Raw genomic sequence first — 17,017 nt, 5'->3', positions numbered from 1 at the left:
TGCCATGGGACGGCTGGCTGATATTCCTGTTTATTGCGTAGGGCGTTGGTTTTTTCAGGAGGGTGGGCGAAGACGGCCAGCCTTGATCTTTCCGGATCGGATGACGGTGGAGAAGGGCGGCCATGGGGCGGCTGAGAGGCTATTTCCTGACAGGGCTGGTTGTGGTGGCGCCGATCGCCATCACCATCTGGATCGCCTGGTGGTTCGTCTCGCTGTTTGACCGCTGGGTGAAGCCCCTCATTCCGGAAATCTACAATCCCGATCACTACCTGCCGTTCACCGTGCCCGGGGTGGGGCTGCTGTTTACGGTGGTGATCATCACCCTGATCGGCTTTTTCACGGCCAACCTTGTCGGGCGCTCCATCATCAGCTGGTGGGAGCGCATTTTGGAACGCATGCCGGTTCTGCGCTCCATCTACCGCGGCACCAAGCAGATTTTCGCCACGGCCCTGTCGCAGGGCTCGCGCAATTTCAAGAGCGTCGGGCTGATCGAATATCCGCGCAAGGGGGTTTATGTGGTGGCTTTCGTGGCGCGGGAGCTGGATTCCGGCGATCTGGGCCTCACACCAGGCAGCCCGATGCTGGCCTGCTTCATGCCGACGACGCCCAACCCCACATCCGGCTTTCTCTTCTTCGTTCACCGAGATGAGGTGCAGATTCTCGACATCTCGGTGGAGGATGCGGCGAAACTGGTGATCTCCGCCGGCCTGGTGCTGCCAGGACATGACCATCCGGACGGTCTTGTGCCCATCGTTGAGGGGGGGCATGTCGTGGGGCATGTGCCGGCGGAAGAGGCAGAGGCGAAGGACAAAGAACCCGCCAAGGAGTGAAACGCGGGTCTATTGTTCCTCTGCCATGTTTGGCTCAGGCGGTTGAGGCTGGCCGAAATCCTTCAAGGTCCGTGTCACGTCCAGACCAGCGCGAGGGAAGCGACCAGCAACAGTGCCATGAGGCGGTTGAACCAGACGAGGCGCTCCCTTGAGAGCAGGCGGGCGGCGGCCATGCCGATGAGCACCCAGCCGGTGGCGCAGATGCTGGCCACGCCGATGAACAGCCCGGCCATGAGCAGCACATCCTGAACATAAGATCCGTTGTGGCCGGCATAGACGCCGAGCATGGCAATCACCATGGTCCAGGCCTTCGGGTTGACCCACTGAAAGGCGGCGGCCTCCCAGAAGGTCAGGGGACGGGCGCGTCGGCTCAAGCGCCGCTCATCCTCTTGCAGCGTGTCGGCCCCGGCGGGGGCGGCGGTGGCAATGCGCCAGGCGAGATAGAGCAGATAGAGGCTGCCGGCGATTTTCAGGCCGGTTTGCAGAATGGGCAGGCGGGTGAGCACCTCGCCTGCGCCCAGGCCCACGGCGGCGATCATGGCGGGAAAGCCGAGCACAATGCCAAGAATGTGCCACACGGAGCGGCGCAGGCCGAAATTGGCTCCGGAGGCGGCCAGCATCATGTTGTTCGGCCCCGGCGAGCCGGCGGTGGAGAAGGCGAAGGCGATGAAAGCGGCAAGCCAATCCGGATTCATGGCGAGGGTCACATGGGGCAGGTGTTTCTCATACGGCGCTGGCCGAAGGGATCATTTGGCCAGGCTTGGTCTGGCCGTGAGATTGGAGAAGAGCTGCTGCAAAATGGTCATTTCGCGGCCGGGCGTGGGTGTGGTGCGGTCGGAGATATTGACGATCTGGCCGTCCTCGAGGCCATAAAGGGCAAAGCTTTTCACGCGGCCGTCTCTGTCAAAGCGGATGGCGAAGACCTTGCGATCCACGATCTCGGGCTTGAAAAAGGCGGTCTGTTTCGTCACCGAGGAGATGTAATAATAGCTGTCGCCGTCGATATCGACGGTGGCGGTGGTGGAAGGGGAGCCGAGAATGGCCTCGACCTCCGCCTTGGTCATGCCCTCATGGATTTTTTCAAAGTCGCCCTTGCGCGGCAGATAGCCATGGTGCACCACATCGGGCGTGCAGGCGGCCAGCAGGGCGCCAGCGCCCAGAAGGAGGATCCGGCGACGGGTGGAGCGGTGGGACATTCGGCTCTCCTGTTTCTTGCGCTTCTGGTTCCGCACGGGCATGACTGCTGCAAACACGCCGGGGCAGGGCTTGTGCGGGCCGCGGCGTTTCAAACCCCTGTTGCTTGGCAATGAAGAGATGACGTGAAATCGCATGGGGCTCAAGAGCTTTTTCAAGCGGATGTTCGATACTGATCCCGTTCCGCGCCGTCTTTACCGGCGGATTGTGGAACAGGCGAGGCAGCCGCACTTCTATGCGCACTGGGGCGTGCCGGATACCGTGGAAGGGCGGTTCGACATGATCACCCTGCACATGTTCCTTGTGCTCAACCGGCTGCGCCTTGCCAAGAATGATGAGAAGGCGGCGGCGCTGGCGCAGGAGCTGTTTGATGAGATGTTTCTCGACATGGATCACAACCTACGGGAGATGGGTGTTTCTGATGTGGCGGTGGGCGGGCGCGTGCGCAAGATGGCCGAGGCTTTCTATGGCCGGCTGGCTGCCTATCGCAGTGCGATGGAAGCGGAAGAGGATGATGCATTGAAAGCGGCGTTGATGCGCAATATCTATGGAGGTAACGCAGATGAGGCCGCTCTCGCCAGGCTCGTCTCCTATGTGCGGGTCTGTCATGACCAGCTGGAAAAGACGGATGTGCGCACCTTGCTGAAAGGGGAGGTGCGCTTTTGCTCCCCTGAAGATTTCGAAAGCGAGGGCGGGGCCTTTTGCCAGTAGCTGAATGAACGTATCGGAACGATCATGACTTCACACAAGCATCGGGAAGAGGAAAGCGCCGTTGCGCTGGAATTCTCCCGTCCGGTGGAAATCGACAAGATCGGCAAGGACGGCACCCGCGAGCACATCGAGGCGGATGCGGAAGAGCTCGTTGCGCTGGCCAGACGCATGGGCCTGCCCGCCATTCACAGCCTCAAGGCGGATTTTGAGCTCATGCCCTGGAAGAAGGGGCGCATTCGTGTGCGCGGGTCGTTTCGGGCGGAGGTGGATCAGGAGTGTGTGCGCACGCTGGAGATCTTCTCCGCCGTGGTCTCCGAGCCGGTGGATCGCATCTACATGAAGCCGGAGCATGCAAGCGCCCGCGGTTTTGCCACGCGGGACGGCGCCTTGGCCCAGAAGGCGGAAAAGGGCGCGGAGGATATTGACCCCTTCGCCGATGATGCGCCGGATATTATCGTCAACGACGTGATCGACATCGGCGAGCTGGCGGCGGAGTCCCTGGCGCTGGCGCTGGATCCCTGGCCCAAGAAGCCGGGCACGGAGCGGGTTGTGTTCAGCACGGAAGACCTGCCCGTCCGGGATCTCGGCGAGGGGGAGGGGGCAGCTTCAGAGGCTGTGGAAGAAAAGCCCTCGCCGTTTGCCGTGCTCGCCGCGCTGAAAGACCGGCTGGAAAGCAAGGATTGAGCCCACACTACACGACACACCGTTGCCATCTTTCTTGTCACCCCGGCGAAAGCCCAGTCGTGTCCAAGAAATTTCAGGAAGCGTGCTGTTGCCGTCAAACCGACCGAAGAAAAAAGACTTTCCATACGTTGGGCGTTAGTTGCTTAACTCATTGATAAACAAAAATAAAACGTCATTGCCGGACCTGTTCCGGCAATCCAGGGCCAGGAACGAGGTAGCTTTGGTGGGCGATGGCGCCCGCCAGCAGGCTTGATCTGAGCCGTATGCTTTTTGATGGGAGGTTCCTTTCAAGGACAGAGCTTGGAAGAACCCTTCCTGACGGCCATTACCGCATTCATAAACCGCCCCTGGATGCCCGGGACAAGCCCGGGCATGACGTAAGTAGTTGATATTCAATAAAAATAACAACCTCCCAAGTTTGGGTAAGGGGAAAGAATGCCTTGATAAAGGTATCTGCATAGCAAGTGACTAATCACGCTCTTTTTAGCGAAAACCATTCGCAACACACAAAGTAATTTAATTGGACACGACTGGCGAAAGCCGGGGTCTTGTGCCGCAAACTCATGCGTTTGTGGCCTGAGATACCGGCTTTCGCCGGTATGACGGTATATGTGTCGTGTAGTGTGGACTGAGCCTGCGTTTTGGTTTTCGGCTTGAGATGGCGCCTTTCGATCAACACCATCACCCCGGCACGCTCCCTGTGCCGGGGTTTTTCATGTTTGGCGAAAGCGGACGCATCATCTTTCATCCGCCCTGCGGCATATGCGGGTGATCCGTCCGGATGCTTCAGTCCTCGCGGACAGGCGGCGGCACCCGGGGCTCGGCGTGGGGGCGGATGTCCCGCTCTTCCGGGAGATAATCATCATCATAACCGGCCGATTCCGGTGGTGGCGGCGGTGCCGGCGGTGCCGGTGGTGCAGGCTGCCGCGGCGCGAAGGTGGCGGGTGCGCGCGGATGGGGAGGCGGCGGCGGCGCGCTTGGCGGTGTGGCGTGTGTTTCGGATGCGGAAGCGGCGCGCTTCTGGCCGATGCCGGTTTCCACCACGACATCACCGGCCTCGCCGCCGATCAGCAAAAGATGTTCCACGGAATCGCGGCGGACGAGCACGAGCTGGCGGCCCTCTTCGAGATCGAGCACCTCCATGATGCCGAGACGATCGCCCTGCCGGCTTCTGCGCTGGCGCTTCTGCAGGGCCTTGAGCGCGGCAGCACCAGCGAAAAACACCACCAGCAGCACCAGCGCCAGAATGAGGTAGAAACTTATATTGTCCATCGTTGCCCCCTCGTTCATTCCCCCGTTTTCGTCCGCCGCATGCCCATGAGACGGCAAACGAAACGCATGCATGCAACCTGCGCAAGGCTACACCGGGCAGGGGGCAGATGACAATCGCCGAGAACGACTCTTTTCCGATTCTGCCAAATCCCTATACTGTCGGTGATTCGCAAAGGTGGGAAATATGCCGGTGCGTGCGTTTCCCAAATCTCTTTGCGCGTTGTGGTTGTTCAGGCCGGTAAGGGGCCTTGTGCGTGGCGTGTTCGGGGTGGCCCGTGTTATCAAACGTTTCGGGTCGGGAAGGAGTGAACAGCCGAGACTTTCACGGGGGCAGGGATTGCGATCATGACCGATATCGCCTTGGCTCAGGCCGAAAGAGGGGTGCAGGATAAGGCTTCGTCACAAGCCAAAGCGCAAGGGGCTGTCAGCAGGCGCCTGGCCTGGGTGCTGGCGGGCGGCAGTGCGCTTGCCGGTGTGGCGCTGGCAGGCTTCAGCCTGATGCAGAAGATGGCGGCGGCTCCGGCGCCGGAGCAGGGCGGTGGGTTTTTGCTGCCCGGTTTGGTGCTGATTGCGGCGGGGCTGGGGCTGGCCGGCGGCCTTCTGCTTGGCAGGGATGAGGCAGGCGGTGCGCAGGATGCGACCCTTGCCGCGCGCATGCTGGATGCCTGTGGCGAGGCCTGTCTGCTCAGCGATGTGTCCGGGCGCCCGGTTCAGGCCAACCGGCCCTATTACGAACTGCTCGAACGGGCGGGCAAGGACCGTCTGGCCGGCGTGGATCATCTCTTCGCCGGGCGGCCGGAAGTGGCCGAAAGCATCTACCGGCTTTCCCTGAAGGCGCGGGATGGCGAGGCGGGCGTGGAGGAATTCTACCTGCCGGACGGCGGCCCGCTGGCGAAGGCGGGCGGTGCCTGGCTGAAGGTGGAGGCGCGCCCGTTTGACGAAAACGGCACCATCTTGTGGAAAATCGCCGATGTGACGGCGGAACGCGGGCGTCAGGATCAGGCGGTGCGCGACCTGCAGGCGCTGCTGGACTGGCTGGAGACATTGCCGGCCGGTGTCATGGCCAGCGACGGAGAAGGGGATGTCATCTATCTCAATGCCACACTGGCCCAGTGGCTGGGGCTGGATCTGGACGTGGCCCTGCAGAAGGGCTTGAAGCTGGAGACGGTGCTGCCGGAGGATGTGGCAAGGCGGCTGGATGCCATTCGCCCGGAGAAGGGCGGCAGTGTCACCGAAAGCTTCATCGCCGATCTCAAGGATGCGGAGGGGCGGCTGTTTCCGGTGCGCATCGTGCATCGGGTGGAGGTGAATGGCGAGGGGCAGGTGCGCTCGCGGCGTACGGTGTTCCTGCGCATGGATGATGCGGAAATTGCGGCCCTGCATGAACCCTTGCGCATTGTGCGCCTGATGAATGCCTCGCCCATGGGCATTGCGCTTGTGCATGCGGACGGGCGGCTTGCCATGTTCAACGCAGCGCTGGCGCAGATCACGCCTCAGGCCCGGCTTGAAGGCGATATTGCCGAGATCGTGCATGAGGATGACCGCAACAAGTTCCTGACCGCCTTCACCACCGTCGCCGAGGGCCAGCAGCGGCAGGCGCAGGTGGATGTGCGCATCAACAGCGAGGTGGAAACGCGGGCGCAGGTGACCATCGTCGCCACGGAAACCGACGAGGACGGCACGGTGCGCATGCTCACCGTCTATCTCATCGACACCACCCTGCACGAAGCCATGCAGCAGGAGCTGGAGCAGGGGCAGAAAATGCAGGTGGTGGGCCGGTTCGTGAGCGGCATTGCGCATGATTTCAACAACATGCTTACCGCCATTCTCGGCTTCTCCGACATTCTCATGCAGCGGCACCGGCCGGAGGATCCCTCCTTCGAGGCGATCATGGACATCCGCAACAACGCCAATCGTGCCGCGCGCATGGTGCGGCAGCTTCTGGCCTTCTCGCGCAAGCAGACGCTGCGGCCGGAGGTGCTGGCCCTGGATGACCTGCTGGCCGACATGGTCTCGCTGTTGCGGCGGATGCTGGGCGAAAAGATCAACCTCACCCTCGAGCACGGGCGCGATCTGTGGCCGGTGATGGCGGACGGGGCGCAGCTGGATCAGGTGATCATGAACCTGGCGGTGAATGCGCGCGATGCCATGCCCAAGGGCGGCGATCTCATCATCCGTACCCGCAATGTGCCCACGGACGAGGCGGCGACGGTGGCGCCGGATATCATGCCGCCCGGCGAATATGTTCTCATCGAGGTCACCGATACCGGCGAGGGCATGCCGCCGGAGGTGCTGGAAAAGATCTACGATCCGTTCTTCACCACCAAGGCGGTGGGCAAGGGCACCGGCCTTGGCCTGTCCACCGTTTACGGCATCGTCAAGCAGACGGGCGGCTATATTTTCTGTGATTCCGAGGTGGGCAAGGGCACCACGTTCCGCATCTATCTGCCGCGGCATGTGGAAACGGAAGAGGAGCGCAAGGAGCGCCTGCGCCAGAAACGCAAGCAGCGCGAAGGGCGCATGGACCTGACCGGCGAGGGGCTGATCCTGCTGGTGGAGGACGAGCCGCCGGTGCGCAAGCTGGCGGTGCAGGCCCTGCGCCAGCGCGGCTATACGGTGGTGGAAGCACCCTGTGGCGAGGTGGCCGTGGATCTGGCCGAGGAGATGCTCAAGCGCGGAGAGGTGCCGGATCTTGTGGTTTCGGATGTGGTGATGCCCGGCATGGACGGCCCGACCATGATGAAGGAACTGCGCAAGTTGGGGGTGGATGCGCCCTTCGTGTTCATGTCCGGCCATGCGGAGGATGCCTTCGCCCAGTCGCTGGAAAAGGGCGCGGAGTTCACCTTCCTCGCCAAGCCCTTCAATCTGCGCCAGATCGCCGAAAAGGTGAAAGAGGCCATGCAGAAGGGCAAGAGCAAGCAGGCGGCCTGATCAGAACGGGATGGTCGTCTGCTTCATCCCGCTTCTTCCCGCGCAATCGCCCCCGCTGCATGAATGACGCCGCATTGTCCGGGCGGCCTGTTGCCGGAAAAGGTTTTGAGCCTCTTGCGGAACATTCCGGCGGGGTTTGCAACCTCGCCTATAGCATGCGTGGCGGGGAATTATCCTGCCAACACGTTGAAGAAAAGGGATAAAATCCCGTTCCGACGTTTTATTTCCACACGGTTCAAACCAGATCTGCTGGCACACTACACAATACGCTGCTGCCATCTAACTCGTCACCCCGGCGAAAGCCCATGCGTGTCCAATTAAATTGCTTTGTGTGTTGCGAATGATTTTCGCTACGAAGAGCGTAATTAGTCACATGCTACGCAGATGCCTTTATCTATGCATTCTTTCCTCCTTGCCCAAACTTGGGAGGTTGTTATTTTTGTATTGAGTATCAACTACTTACGTCATACCCGGGCTTGTCCCGGGTATCCAGGGGCGGTTTGCTCATGCGGTGATGGCAGTCAGGAACGGTTCTACCGGGCTCTATCCTCAGAGAGGAACTTCCTTTCAAAAAGCATACGGCTCAGATCAAGCCTGCTGGCGGGCGCCACCGCCCACCAAAAACACCTCATTCCTGGCCCTGGATTGCCGGGACAAGGCCCGGCAATGACGTTTTCTTGTGACTTATCAATAAGTTAAATAACAAACCCCTAGCTCATGGAAAGTCTTTTTTCCTCGGTCCGATTTGGCGGCAACAGCACGGTTCCTGAATTTTCTCGGACAAGCGTGGGCGAAAGCCCTAGGTCTCGAGCCACAGGCGCATGCGTAACTGGCCTTAGATACCGGCTTTCGCCGGTATGACGATCGGGGTGTCGTGTCGTGTGTTCTTGTTGCAAGGTGGGGCTGGTTGTCTTTGTCCTTATTTCCCCCTGCGTCACGGCCTTTCTTTATCCCGGCTGTTTCTTCTTACTCCTCGCGGTTGCTGACGCCGGCTTCGGCGAAGGTGGCCATGCCGCCGTGGGTGGCGGCGGCGGCGCGTATGATGGCGGCGGCAAGACCGGCGCCGGTGCCTTCGCCCAGGCGCATGTCCAGGTCAAGAAGCGGGCGCTTGCCGATCTTCTCAAGGGCGCGGGCATGGGCCGGTTCGGCCGAGACGTGCCCGGCGATGCAATGATCGATCGCGGCCGGATCCAGCGCATGGAGAATGGCGGCGGCGGCGGTGACCATGAAGCCGTCGAGAATGACGGGCACGCGGGCATGACGGGCGGCGATGATGGCGCCGAGAATGGCGGCAAACTCACGCCCGCCGAGGCGGCGCAGGATTTCCAGCGGATCGTCAAGATGCGGCCCGTGCAGGGCGAGGGCCTCCTCGATCACCGCCACCTTGCGGGCAATGCCCGCTTCGTCCACGCCGGTGCCGGGGCCGACCCAGTCGCGCACCGGGCCGCCATAAAGGGCGGCGAGCAGGGCAGAGGCGATGGTGGTGTTGGCAATGCCCATCTCGCCGAGGCAAAGAACATCCGGCTGATCCTCCACCGCCTGAAAGCCATAGGCGATGGTGGCGGCGCATTCCTTCTCGCTCATGGCCGGGGCTTTCGTGATGTCGGCCGTGGGCTTTTCCAGCGCCAGTTCATGCACCTTCAGGCCAAGGCCGAATGCGGTGCAGATCTGGTTGATGGCCGCGCCCCCGGCGCGGAAATTGGCGACCATCTGCGCGGTGACCTCGGCCGGATAGGCGGACACCCCCCGGGCGGCCACGCCATGATTGGCGGCGAAGACGGCCACCTCGATGCGCTCGGCCGAGGGCGGATGCCGCCCCTGCCAGGCGGAGAGCCAGAAGGCGATCTCCTCCAGGCGGCCCAGCGCCCCCGGCGGCTTGGTGAGATAACGGTCACGCGCGCGGGCCTTTTGCTCGGCCTCGGTGTCAGGCCCGGGCATGGCGGCGATATGGGCGCGGATGTCATCAAGCGGCTGATGGCGGCGGTCGGGATCATGCATGGTGTCTGCCCGTTCCTCAGGATCCGGCGGATTGTGTTTCCCCCGGCGCTTTTGTCTGTGGCGTTCGCGTTCGTCGCCTCGTATAACCTTCGCCTTGAATGTGGCCAAGGGATCATTGGTGGAAGGCCGGCAGGACAGGCGCAAGGGCGCGTAAATGAGGGGACCGGAAAGCGAAAGTGGCTGGCGTACCTGGCTGAAGGCCTGGCTTAAGGATGAGCGGGCGGCCTGGCAGTGGCTGACGGTGCTTCCGATCGGCTCATCGCCATATGTGCGTGAAACGGCCGCATTTCCGCGGGCCTTGCGGGCCTTTCCGCTTGTTGGCGCGCTCATCGGTGCCTTGGGCGCCCTCGTTCTGTTCCTCCTGCATGCCATGGGGGCCTCGGCGCATCTTGCCGCTTTTCTGGCCACGCTTGCCATCCTGCTCATGACGGGAGCGCTTCATGAAGACGGCCTGGCCGATTTTGCCGATGCGCTCGGCGGGCGCGACAGGCAGCGGCGGCTGGCAATCATGCAGGATTCCCGCATTGGTGCCTTTGGCGTGCTGGCGCTGATCATGGCGGTGGCGCTGCCGGCGCTGGCGCTTGCCGACATTCTTGAGCAGCATGGGATTGCGGCGGCGATGATTGCTCTTTCCACAGCCCATGCGCTGTCACGGCTGGCGGCGGTGTGGCTGCTGGCGGCGCTGCCACCGGCACGGGAAACGGGGCAGAGCCGGGCGGCCGGGCGGCCGGACAGGGATGTCCTTCTTCAGGCCATGAGTGTTGCTTTCCTGTTTGGCGTACTGCCGGGATTTTTCACCTTCGGCGTCTGGTTCACCCTAAAGGCTCTGGCCGCCGGCACTTTGGCGATGCTGACGCTGGCAGCGCAGGCAAAACGGCTCCTGGGCGGGCAGACGGGCGATGTCGCCGGCGCGACGGAATGCGTGTTCAGAGCGGCCTGGCTGATCATGCTTTCGTTCTGAGAATTTGTCCTTGGGGAAAAGTGGTTGCCAATTTCGGGATGATTGCGCACATTCGCTGCGTTCGTTCACATTACACGACACATTATCGTCATACCGGCTAGATCGTCATACCGGCGAAAGCCGGTATCTAAGGCCACAAATTCATGAGTTTGCAGCACGAGACCCCGGCTTTCACCGGGGTGACGAGGAAGACGGAAACGGTGTGTCATGGAGTGTGGCGTTCGTTGAAGCGTTCATGAAATGCCAATCAAGTTCTGTGCATAAGGGCACGCGTGCACCTGTGCCTCAGGTCAGTTTTTTCAAAAAGCCATACGCGCTTCAGGGAGATCATGATCATGCTGCCCAAGCCCTTGCCCGATATCGCCTGGAACACGCCCGAATATGAAACGCTGCCGCTGGTGAAGCCCACGGGCTTTCGCGAATATGACGCGCGCTGGCTGTTCTTCGAGGAGCGCGAGGGCGGCATTTACAGCGAGCTCAATCTTCTGGGCGCGCAGGCGCTGGGCCTGGGGCTTGGCACCTTCTTGCATGAAAAGGGCGTGCGGCCGGAGGTGGTGGTGGGGCATGACTATCGCTCCTATTCCGGCAGCGTGAAGCAGGCGCTGATCACCGGGCTGATGGCGGCGGGCTGTGTGGTGCATGATATTGGCCTGTCGCTTTCGCCCATGGCCTATTACGCCCAGTTCGCCCTCGGGGTGCCCGGGGTGGCCATGGTGACGGCCTCGCACAATCCCAATGGCTGGACCGGCGTGAAAATGGGCTGCGAGCCGCCCTTGACCTTCGGGCCGGAGGACATGGCGCAGTTGCGCGACATTGTTCTCGAAGGCCGCTGGCAGATGCGGGAGGGCGGCCGCCTTGTCCATCATCCGGAGATGCGTGCGCGCTATCTCGACGATCTCAAGAAGCGCGGCGGCACGCTGAAGCGCCGGCTGAAGGTGGTCTGCGCCTGTGGCAACGGCACGGCGGGCTTGTTTGCGCCGGAGCTTCTGCGGGCCATGGGGGCGGAGGTCATCGAGCGGCACTGCCGGCCGGACTGGACCTTTCCCCACTACAACCCGAACCCTGAGGACAAGGTCATGCTCAGGGACATGGCCGATGCGGTGAAGGCGCATGGGGCCGATCTTGCCCTGGGGTTCGATGGCGATGGCGATCGCTGCGGCGTGGTGGATGATGCCGGCCATGTCATCTATTCAGACAAGGTGGGCGTGCTGATCGCGCGGGATCTGGCGCGGCGCTTTCCGGGCGCGAAATTCGTGGCCGATGTGAAGTCCACATGCCTGTTCGAGACCGATCCGGTCCTGCAGGAGCTTGGCGCGGAGACGGACTATTTCAAGACCGGCCATTCCTATATCAAGCGGCGGACGACGGAGCTTGACGCCATTGCCGGTTTCGAGAAATCCGGTCACTTCTTTTTCCGTCCGCCGGTGGGCCTTGGCTATGATGACGGGCTGGTCTCGGCGATTGCGGTTCTGCACATGCTCGATGCCAATCCCGACAAGCGGCTCTCGGAGCTCTATGCGGCCCTGCCGCTGACGCATGCCACGCCGACAATGGCGCCGCACTGCCCGGATGAGGAGAAATATGACGTGGTTAAGGCCGTCACCCGGCATTACCGCGCGCTGATGGAGCAGGGCGCGGCCATCGACGGGCAGAGGATCGAGAAAATCAACACGGTCAACGGTGTGCGCTTCACGCTTGCTGATGGCAGCTGGGGCCTGGTGCGGGCGAGCTCCAACAAGCCGGAGCTTGTCGTGGTGTGTGAAAGCCCGGTGTCGGAAGCGCGCATGCGGGCGATCTGGGAGCATATCCGCGATCACCTGGCCACTTACGAAAACGTCGGGGACTACAATCAGACCCTGTGAGCCTGCAGCCGCCTTTTCGGGAATAAAAGGCGGCATGAAGCGCAAGGACCGGGCGCATCGGTCTGGGGTTGATGGTCCCGTGGCGCCGATTATTGGGGTGGCATTGGTTGGGAAACAGATTCGGAATGTTTTGTTAACCATATGAAATGGCGGGAGAAATGTGCTTTTGCTTCAGAGACTGATTCATGCCGTTCAGAAAATGATTCATGTTCGTTCATGTGATGATTCAAGGGCCTGAGAAAGTGATTCAGCGGCTGTTTCCGAGGCGGTGACGGGTGGCTGTTTTTTACGCATGTGGTTTTGAATGCCGCATGTATGCTGGGGCGGCGGGCAAGGCCGGGACCAAAAGGTTTTACGGCCATGGCTTTTGCCAGAAAGTGTGGGCGTGCCGCATGCTCCTTGAGAAAACAAAATGCCGGAAGAGGCAGGAAACCTCTCCCGGCAAAGGGGCTTCGTGACTGGTGTGTCAGGCCTTGATCTCGATCTTCTTGGCCTTCTTCTCCTCCACTTTCCGCGGAATGAAGATCTTCAGCACACCCTTGTCGAAGCTTGCTTCGATGGCGTCCTCATCCGCCTCCCAGGGCAGGGTGAAGCGGCGCATGAAGGTGCCATAGGCGCGCTCGGCGATGTGGTATTTGACGCCTTCATCCTCCTTGTCGCTCTCCTTCTCCATCTTGCGCTCGGCCTTGATAGTGAGCACCCCTTCGGAGAGCTCCACGGAGACGTCATCAGGATTGACGCCGGGTAGATCCACCTCAATGGTCAGGCCCTTGTTGTCCTCCTTGGCCTCGACAACTGGCGTGAAGAACACCTCTTCACCCTCCGGCGCCTTTTCAAGAGCGCGGGAGAAGGATTCCAGCATGTTTTCCATCTCGCGCTGCATCAGCGCGAAGGGATCCACGAAACGACGGCCCGGAATACCCGTGCGGGAAAACGGAACCACGTATCTCATCGTCTCACCCTCCTTCAGCGTCCTTGTTCGGTAATGCCCATTCATGGGTTCACTGCTGATGTGGGGGCGTTTGGCGCGTTTTCAATAGCGGCAAGTGTGAAGGGTGCGTGAAGATTTCTTCACAATTGAAGGGCGTGGCATTCACATGCATGAAACGAAAGGCTAAGCTCTTGGCCAATGTCGCCTAGCTGAATGCGGTGTTGAACACGGACGATCGGCCTTATGCGACATTTCCGACAGGACCGGGGATATGACCATTTGAGGAGATCTTTCATGACACGCAGCGCACGCTTTCTTCTATCCCTTCTGCAGGTGGCGGTTCTTCTTCTTGCTTTTGCGGCGCCCACGCTGGCGCGGGATCCCGAGCCGCTGCCGCCTTTGCTTGAGTATTTCATGAAATCCATTGAAACGCAGGTGAACGAGAACAAGACCAAGCTTCTGCCGGCCGTGGGCCGTATTGAAAAGACAGATACGGGCTATGTGGCGGAAGAAGTGGTTTTGGCTGTTGTCATTGAAGACAGGACGGTGCCGCTTGTGCGTATTGCTCGCATTGCGGTGGATCATCCCGCGGAAGAAGACGGTCTGCTGACGGCGAAGCACATGCGCTTCAATGATTTCAGGCTGGAGATCACCGATTTTACGAAGCAGGATTCTGAAACGCCCCTGTTCTCTCTCATCATGCCGGAGGTGATCCTTGATGATGTCAGCGTGCTGAAGGCAGAAGCCGCACGCAATGTCATGGAGAAGGTCAATGCCGACAATCTGATGGCGGGATCAGTCGTCATTCCTACCCTGGAATTGACCTTGAATGATAGCAAGCGTCTGCTGGTGACAGGCATTCGCGGCGGTTTCAAGGGAGACAGGCGTACAGGCGCGGGCCATTCCGAAATTGAACTCGGGCGGGTGGAGCTGCCGGCAGAGGTCGTATCCATGCTCTCGCGCAAGGATGCACTGGGCGGCCTTGGCTTTGCCCGGTTTATTTTCACCGGCGGCGTTGTTCTCGATACGGGCTGGGATGAGAAAGAGCGTATGTATATCAATGCGGCCCTGCGGGCGGGCATGGAAGGGGCCGGTGATCTGAACATCTCGCTGACGGATTTGCGCATACCGGCGCAGGTGTTGCTCGAGGCCCAGGGGCCCGGAAGCGATGAGCGGATCGACGAGGCCATCGAAAATGCCAATTCGCCTTTGGGACGCATGCTCCGCGAAGAGATCACGCTGCGCGGGCTTGCCATCGGCTGGACGGACAAGGGGCTCACTGAAAAGCTCATTGCGTTCAGCATGAAGAAGAACGGCCTGACGAAAGATCAGATCATCGAGGCCTGGAGCGCCTATCCGCAGAGTTTCCTGTTCGTGCTCGGTCTGCCGCAGGTGGGCATGCAGGCGGGGCAGGCCTTGAAGGAATTCCTGCAAAACCCCGAAAGCCTTGTGATCTCCATGGAAGCGAAGGCGCCCATGAACTTTTCAACGCTCATGACGCTTCTTGAGGATCCGCAGGGCCTGACCGAAAGCCTCAACCTGAAGGTCATCGCCAATGGCGGCGGGAAGTGAGGCATTGCCCCCATTGAGCGCGCTTCTTCATCCTTCATTCCTGCCTCTGATCTGGATCAGGGCTCATCCGTTTTGTGTTTGCACGCAACACAATGAATGCACATTCTCATATCGAGAGGCGGGCGGATGAAACCCGAGAGGGGCAGAATCATGTCAAATCACACAGTGCGCGCATTGAAGGGGGCAGTGACTTTTGCATTTGTCATGGCAGTCATGGGAATGCCGCTTGTCAGTTCTGCCCAGCCTCTTAATGGAGACGTTGCACAGCCGTCTCCGCTGGTTCAGACTGATCAGGATGATGCTTTGATGCGCCTGCGGCACATGCTGAACAAGGGCGATGTGCGTCTGGCATCCAATTTTTCCGGCTGCACCAAGAATTCGGACTGCGAAGACGGAGAAGTCTGCTGCGTGGTCAGTGGCATGGAAGCGACCTGCATCGATCGCGAGGATTGCATCGGTAAGGAAGCCGGGGATTAGAGCCCCTTTTGCTTCATTGACCAGACATTGGTCGGGAGCAAATGGAATGCGTAAAAAGGCCCGGTGTAACCGGGCCTTTTCCTGTTGCGTTCGTGTTTCTCCGGGCTTTCTTTTCGCATGAGCGGCTTTTGGCGCATTGAGCGCGATCAGTCCCGTCAGTCCTGATTGTGGATGCCCTCGCCCAGGCCGGTGCCGCGGCGGGACATGGGCACGTAATCGCGCATGACCGGGCCGGTGTAGAGCTGGCGCGGACGGCCTATCTTGCGCTTGGGGTCGGCGATCATCTCGCGCCAGTGGGCGATCCAGCCGACGGTGCGGGCCAGGGCGAAGAGCACGGTGAACATGGAGGTGGGAAAACCCAGCGCCCGCAGGGTGATGCCGGAGTAGAAATCGATGTTTGGGTAGAGCTTGCGCTCGATGAAATACTCGTCATTGAGAGCCACCTGCTCCAGCTGGCGCGCCACCTCGAGCAGGGGATCGTTGGGATCGCCCACTTCCGCCAGAACCTCCTGGGCGGTGCGCTGCATGATGCGGGCGCGCGGATCATAGTTCTTGTAAACACGATGGCCGAAGCCCATGAGCCGGAAGGGATCGTTCTTGTCCTTGGCGCGGGCGATGTATTTCGGGATGTTCTCCGGCGTGCCGATTTCCTCGAGCATGTTGAGCGCTGCCTCGTTGGCGCCGCCATGGGCCGGGCCCCAGAGCGAGGCGATGCCGGCGGCGATGCAGGCGAAGGGATTGGCGCCGGAGGAGCCGGCCAGGCGCACGGTGGAGGTGGAGGCGTTCTGCTCGTGATCGGCGTGCAGGATGAAGATGCGGTCCATGGCGCGGGCCAGCACCGGGTTGACCTTGTATTCCTCCGCCGGCACCGAGAAGCACATGTGCAGGAAGTTGGAGGCGTAATCCAGGTCATTGCGCGGATAGACGAAGGGCTGGCCGAGCGAATACTTGTAGGCCATGGCAGCCAGCGTGGGGATCTTGGCAATCATGCGCCGGGTGGCCACCTCACGCTGCTGAGGGTCGTTGATGTCGGTGCTGTCGTGATAGAAGGCCGAGAGCGCACCGACCACCGCCACCATGATGGCCATGGGATGGGCATCGCGGCGGAAGCCCTGGAAGAAGGTGCGCATCTGCTCGTGCACCATGGTGTGGCGCGTGATTTCGTTGTCGAAGCGCTGGCGTTCGGCCTGGGTAGGCAGATCGCCATAGAGGAGCAGATAGCAGGTCTCGAGATAGTCACCGTATTCGGCAAGCTGCTCGATGGGATAGCCGCGATAGAGCAGAATGCCCTTCTCGCCGTCGATGAAGGTGATCTGGGATTCGCAGGACGCGGTGGAGGTATAGCCCGGGTCAAAAGTGAAATAGCCGGAGCGGCGATAGAGGTTCTGGATGTCGATGACATCCGGGCCCATGGTGGCCTTGCGGATCGGCAAGTCATAGGTGTTCTCGCCGATGGTCAGACGCGCCGTTTCGGGCGATGTGGCCTCGTCCTTGCGGATGGCTTCAGGATTTTTGGGTTTGCCGTCTTTGTCGCTCTTGCTCATGGGAACTCCCGTCGCCTGTTGACCCCCCTCATGTTGCGCCGCTTTTTTAA

Annotated in this window: 14 protein-coding genes; 8 read left to right on the top strand and 6 right to left on the bottom strand. The window is 60.9% G+C overall.

All coding sequences use genetic code 11. The annotated features are described in order from the left end of the window. Positions 1-122 precede the first annotated feature (122 nt). Positions 123-830 carry a DUF502 domain-containing protein gene (locus tag EK16_RS10985; protein WP_081910504.1) on the top strand — a complete coding sequence of 236 codons (708 nt, stop codon included), beginning with the start codon at positions 123-125 and terminating at the stop codon, positions 828-830. A gap of 74 nt (positions 831-904) precedes the next feature. On the opposite strand, the gene EK16_RS10980 is transcribed toward EK16_RS10985, so the two are convergent. Both EK16_RS10980 and EK16_RS10975 read right to left on the bottom strand, forming a co-directional pair. Beyond that, the gene (locus EK16_RS10980) at positions 905-1,525 is read right to left on the bottom strand and encodes a LysE family translocator (RefSeq protein WP_038037111.1); all 621 of its coding nucleotides are present in this window, start codon (positions 1,523-1,525) and stop codon (positions 905-907) included. 51 nt (positions 1,526-1,576) lie between these two features. Further along, on the bottom strand, positions 1,577-2,026 hold the full coding sequence (locus tag EK16_RS10975) for an outer membrane protein assembly factor BamE (protein WP_038037162.1): 450 nt from the start codon (positions 2,024-2,026) through the stop codon (positions 1,577-1,579). A 160-nt stretch (positions 2,027-2,186) separates the two neighbouring features. Between EK16_RS10975 and EK16_RS10970 the strand changes: the two genes are divergently transcribed. Then, the gene (locus EK16_RS10970; RefSeq protein ID WP_051929297.1) at positions 2,187-2,735 is read left to right on the top strand and encodes a ubiquinol-cytochrome C chaperone family protein; all 549 of its coding nucleotides are present in this window, start codon (positions 2,187-2,189) and stop codon (positions 2,733-2,735) included. Positions 2,736-2,759: 24 nt separating this feature from the next. Beyond that, positions 2,760-3,419, top strand: a complete 660-nt coding sequence (locus EK16_RS10965) for a YceD family protein (protein WP_051929286.1) — start codon at positions 2,760-2,762, stop codon at positions 3,417-3,419. 786 nt (positions 3,420-4,205) lie between these two features. Here the strand turns inward: EK16_RS10965 and EK16_RS10960 are convergent. Further along, positions 4,206-4,691 carry a flagellar biosynthetic protein FliO gene (locus EK16_RS10960; RefSeq protein WP_051929285.1) on the bottom strand — a complete coding sequence of 162 codons (486 nt, stop codon included), beginning with the start codon at positions 4,689-4,691 and terminating at the stop codon, positions 4,206-4,208. 345 nt (positions 4,692-5,036) lie between these two features. Here EK16_RS10960 and EK16_RS10955 point away from each other — a divergent pair, with 345 nt between their 5' ends. Next, positions 5,037-7,622, top strand: coding sequence for a hybrid sensor histidine kinase/response regulator (locus tag EK16_RS10955; protein ID WP_051929284.1), 2,586 nt, complete (start codon positions 5,037-5,039; stop codon positions 7,620-7,622). A 966-nt stretch (positions 7,623-8,588) separates the two neighbouring features. On the opposite strand, the gene cobT is transcribed toward EK16_RS10955, so the two are convergent. Further along, positions 8,589-9,620 (bottom strand): nicotinate-nucleotide--dimethylbenzimidazole phosphoribosyltransferase, encoded by a 1,032-nt coding sequence (cobT, locus tag EK16_RS10950; RefSeq protein WP_038037108.1) that lies wholly within the window; start codon positions 9,618-9,620, stop codon positions 8,589-8,591. Between the two features lie 154 nt (positions 9,621-9,774). On the opposite strand from cobT, the gene cobS reads away from it, so the two are divergent. After that, a complete protein-coding gene (cobS, locus tag EK16_RS10945; RefSeq protein ID WP_051929283.1) occupies positions 9,775-10,581 on the top strand; it encodes an adenosylcobinamide-GDP ribazoletransferase in 807 nt (268 codons plus the stop codon). Positions 10,582-10,916: 335 nt separating this feature from the next. After that, a complete protein-coding gene (locus EK16_RS10940) occupies positions 10,917-12,443 on the top strand; it encodes a phosphomannomutase/phosphoglucomutase (RefSeq protein ID WP_081910508.1) in 1,527 nt (508 codons plus the stop codon). 466 nt (positions 12,444-12,909) lie between these two features. Here the strand turns inward: EK16_RS10940 and EK16_RS10935 are convergent, their stop codons facing one another. Continuing rightward, entirely contained in the window at positions 12,910-13,395 is a 486-nt protein-coding gene (locus EK16_RS10935; RefSeq protein ID WP_038037102.1) for an Hsp20/alpha crystallin family protein, read from the bottom strand. 273 nt (positions 13,396-13,668) lie between these two features. On the opposite strand from EK16_RS10935, the gene EK16_RS10930 reads away from it, so the two are divergent. Then, positions 13,669-14,946, top strand: coding sequence for a hypothetical protein (locus tag EK16_RS10930; protein ID WP_038037100.1), 1,278 nt, complete (start codon positions 13,669-13,671; stop codon positions 14,944-14,946). 150 nt (positions 14,947-15,096) lie between these two features. After that, positions 15,097-15,423 (top strand): hypothetical protein, encoded by a 327-nt coding sequence (locus EK16_RS12350; RefSeq protein WP_156098589.1) that lies wholly within the window; start codon positions 15,097-15,099, stop codon positions 15,421-15,423. 155 nt (positions 15,424-15,578) lie between these two features. On the opposite strand, the gene gltA is transcribed toward EK16_RS12350, so the two are convergent. Next, positions 15,579-16,967 (bottom strand): citrate synthase, encoded by a 1,389-nt coding sequence (gene gltA / locus EK16_RS10925; RefSeq protein WP_081910500.1) that lies wholly within the window; start codon positions 16,965-16,967, stop codon positions 15,579-15,581. Positions 16,968-17,017: the final 50 nt, after the last annotated feature.

Origin of the sequence: Thermopetrobacter sp. TC1 (genome assembly GCF_000746275.1) — a bacterium.
Taxonomy (GTDB): domain Bacteria; phylum Pseudomonadota; class Alphaproteobacteria; order Rhizobiales; family Aestuariivirgaceae; genus Thermopetrobacter.
Note: the sequence above shows the minus strand (reverse complement) of the source record. Positions and strands in the feature narration are given on the sequence as shown.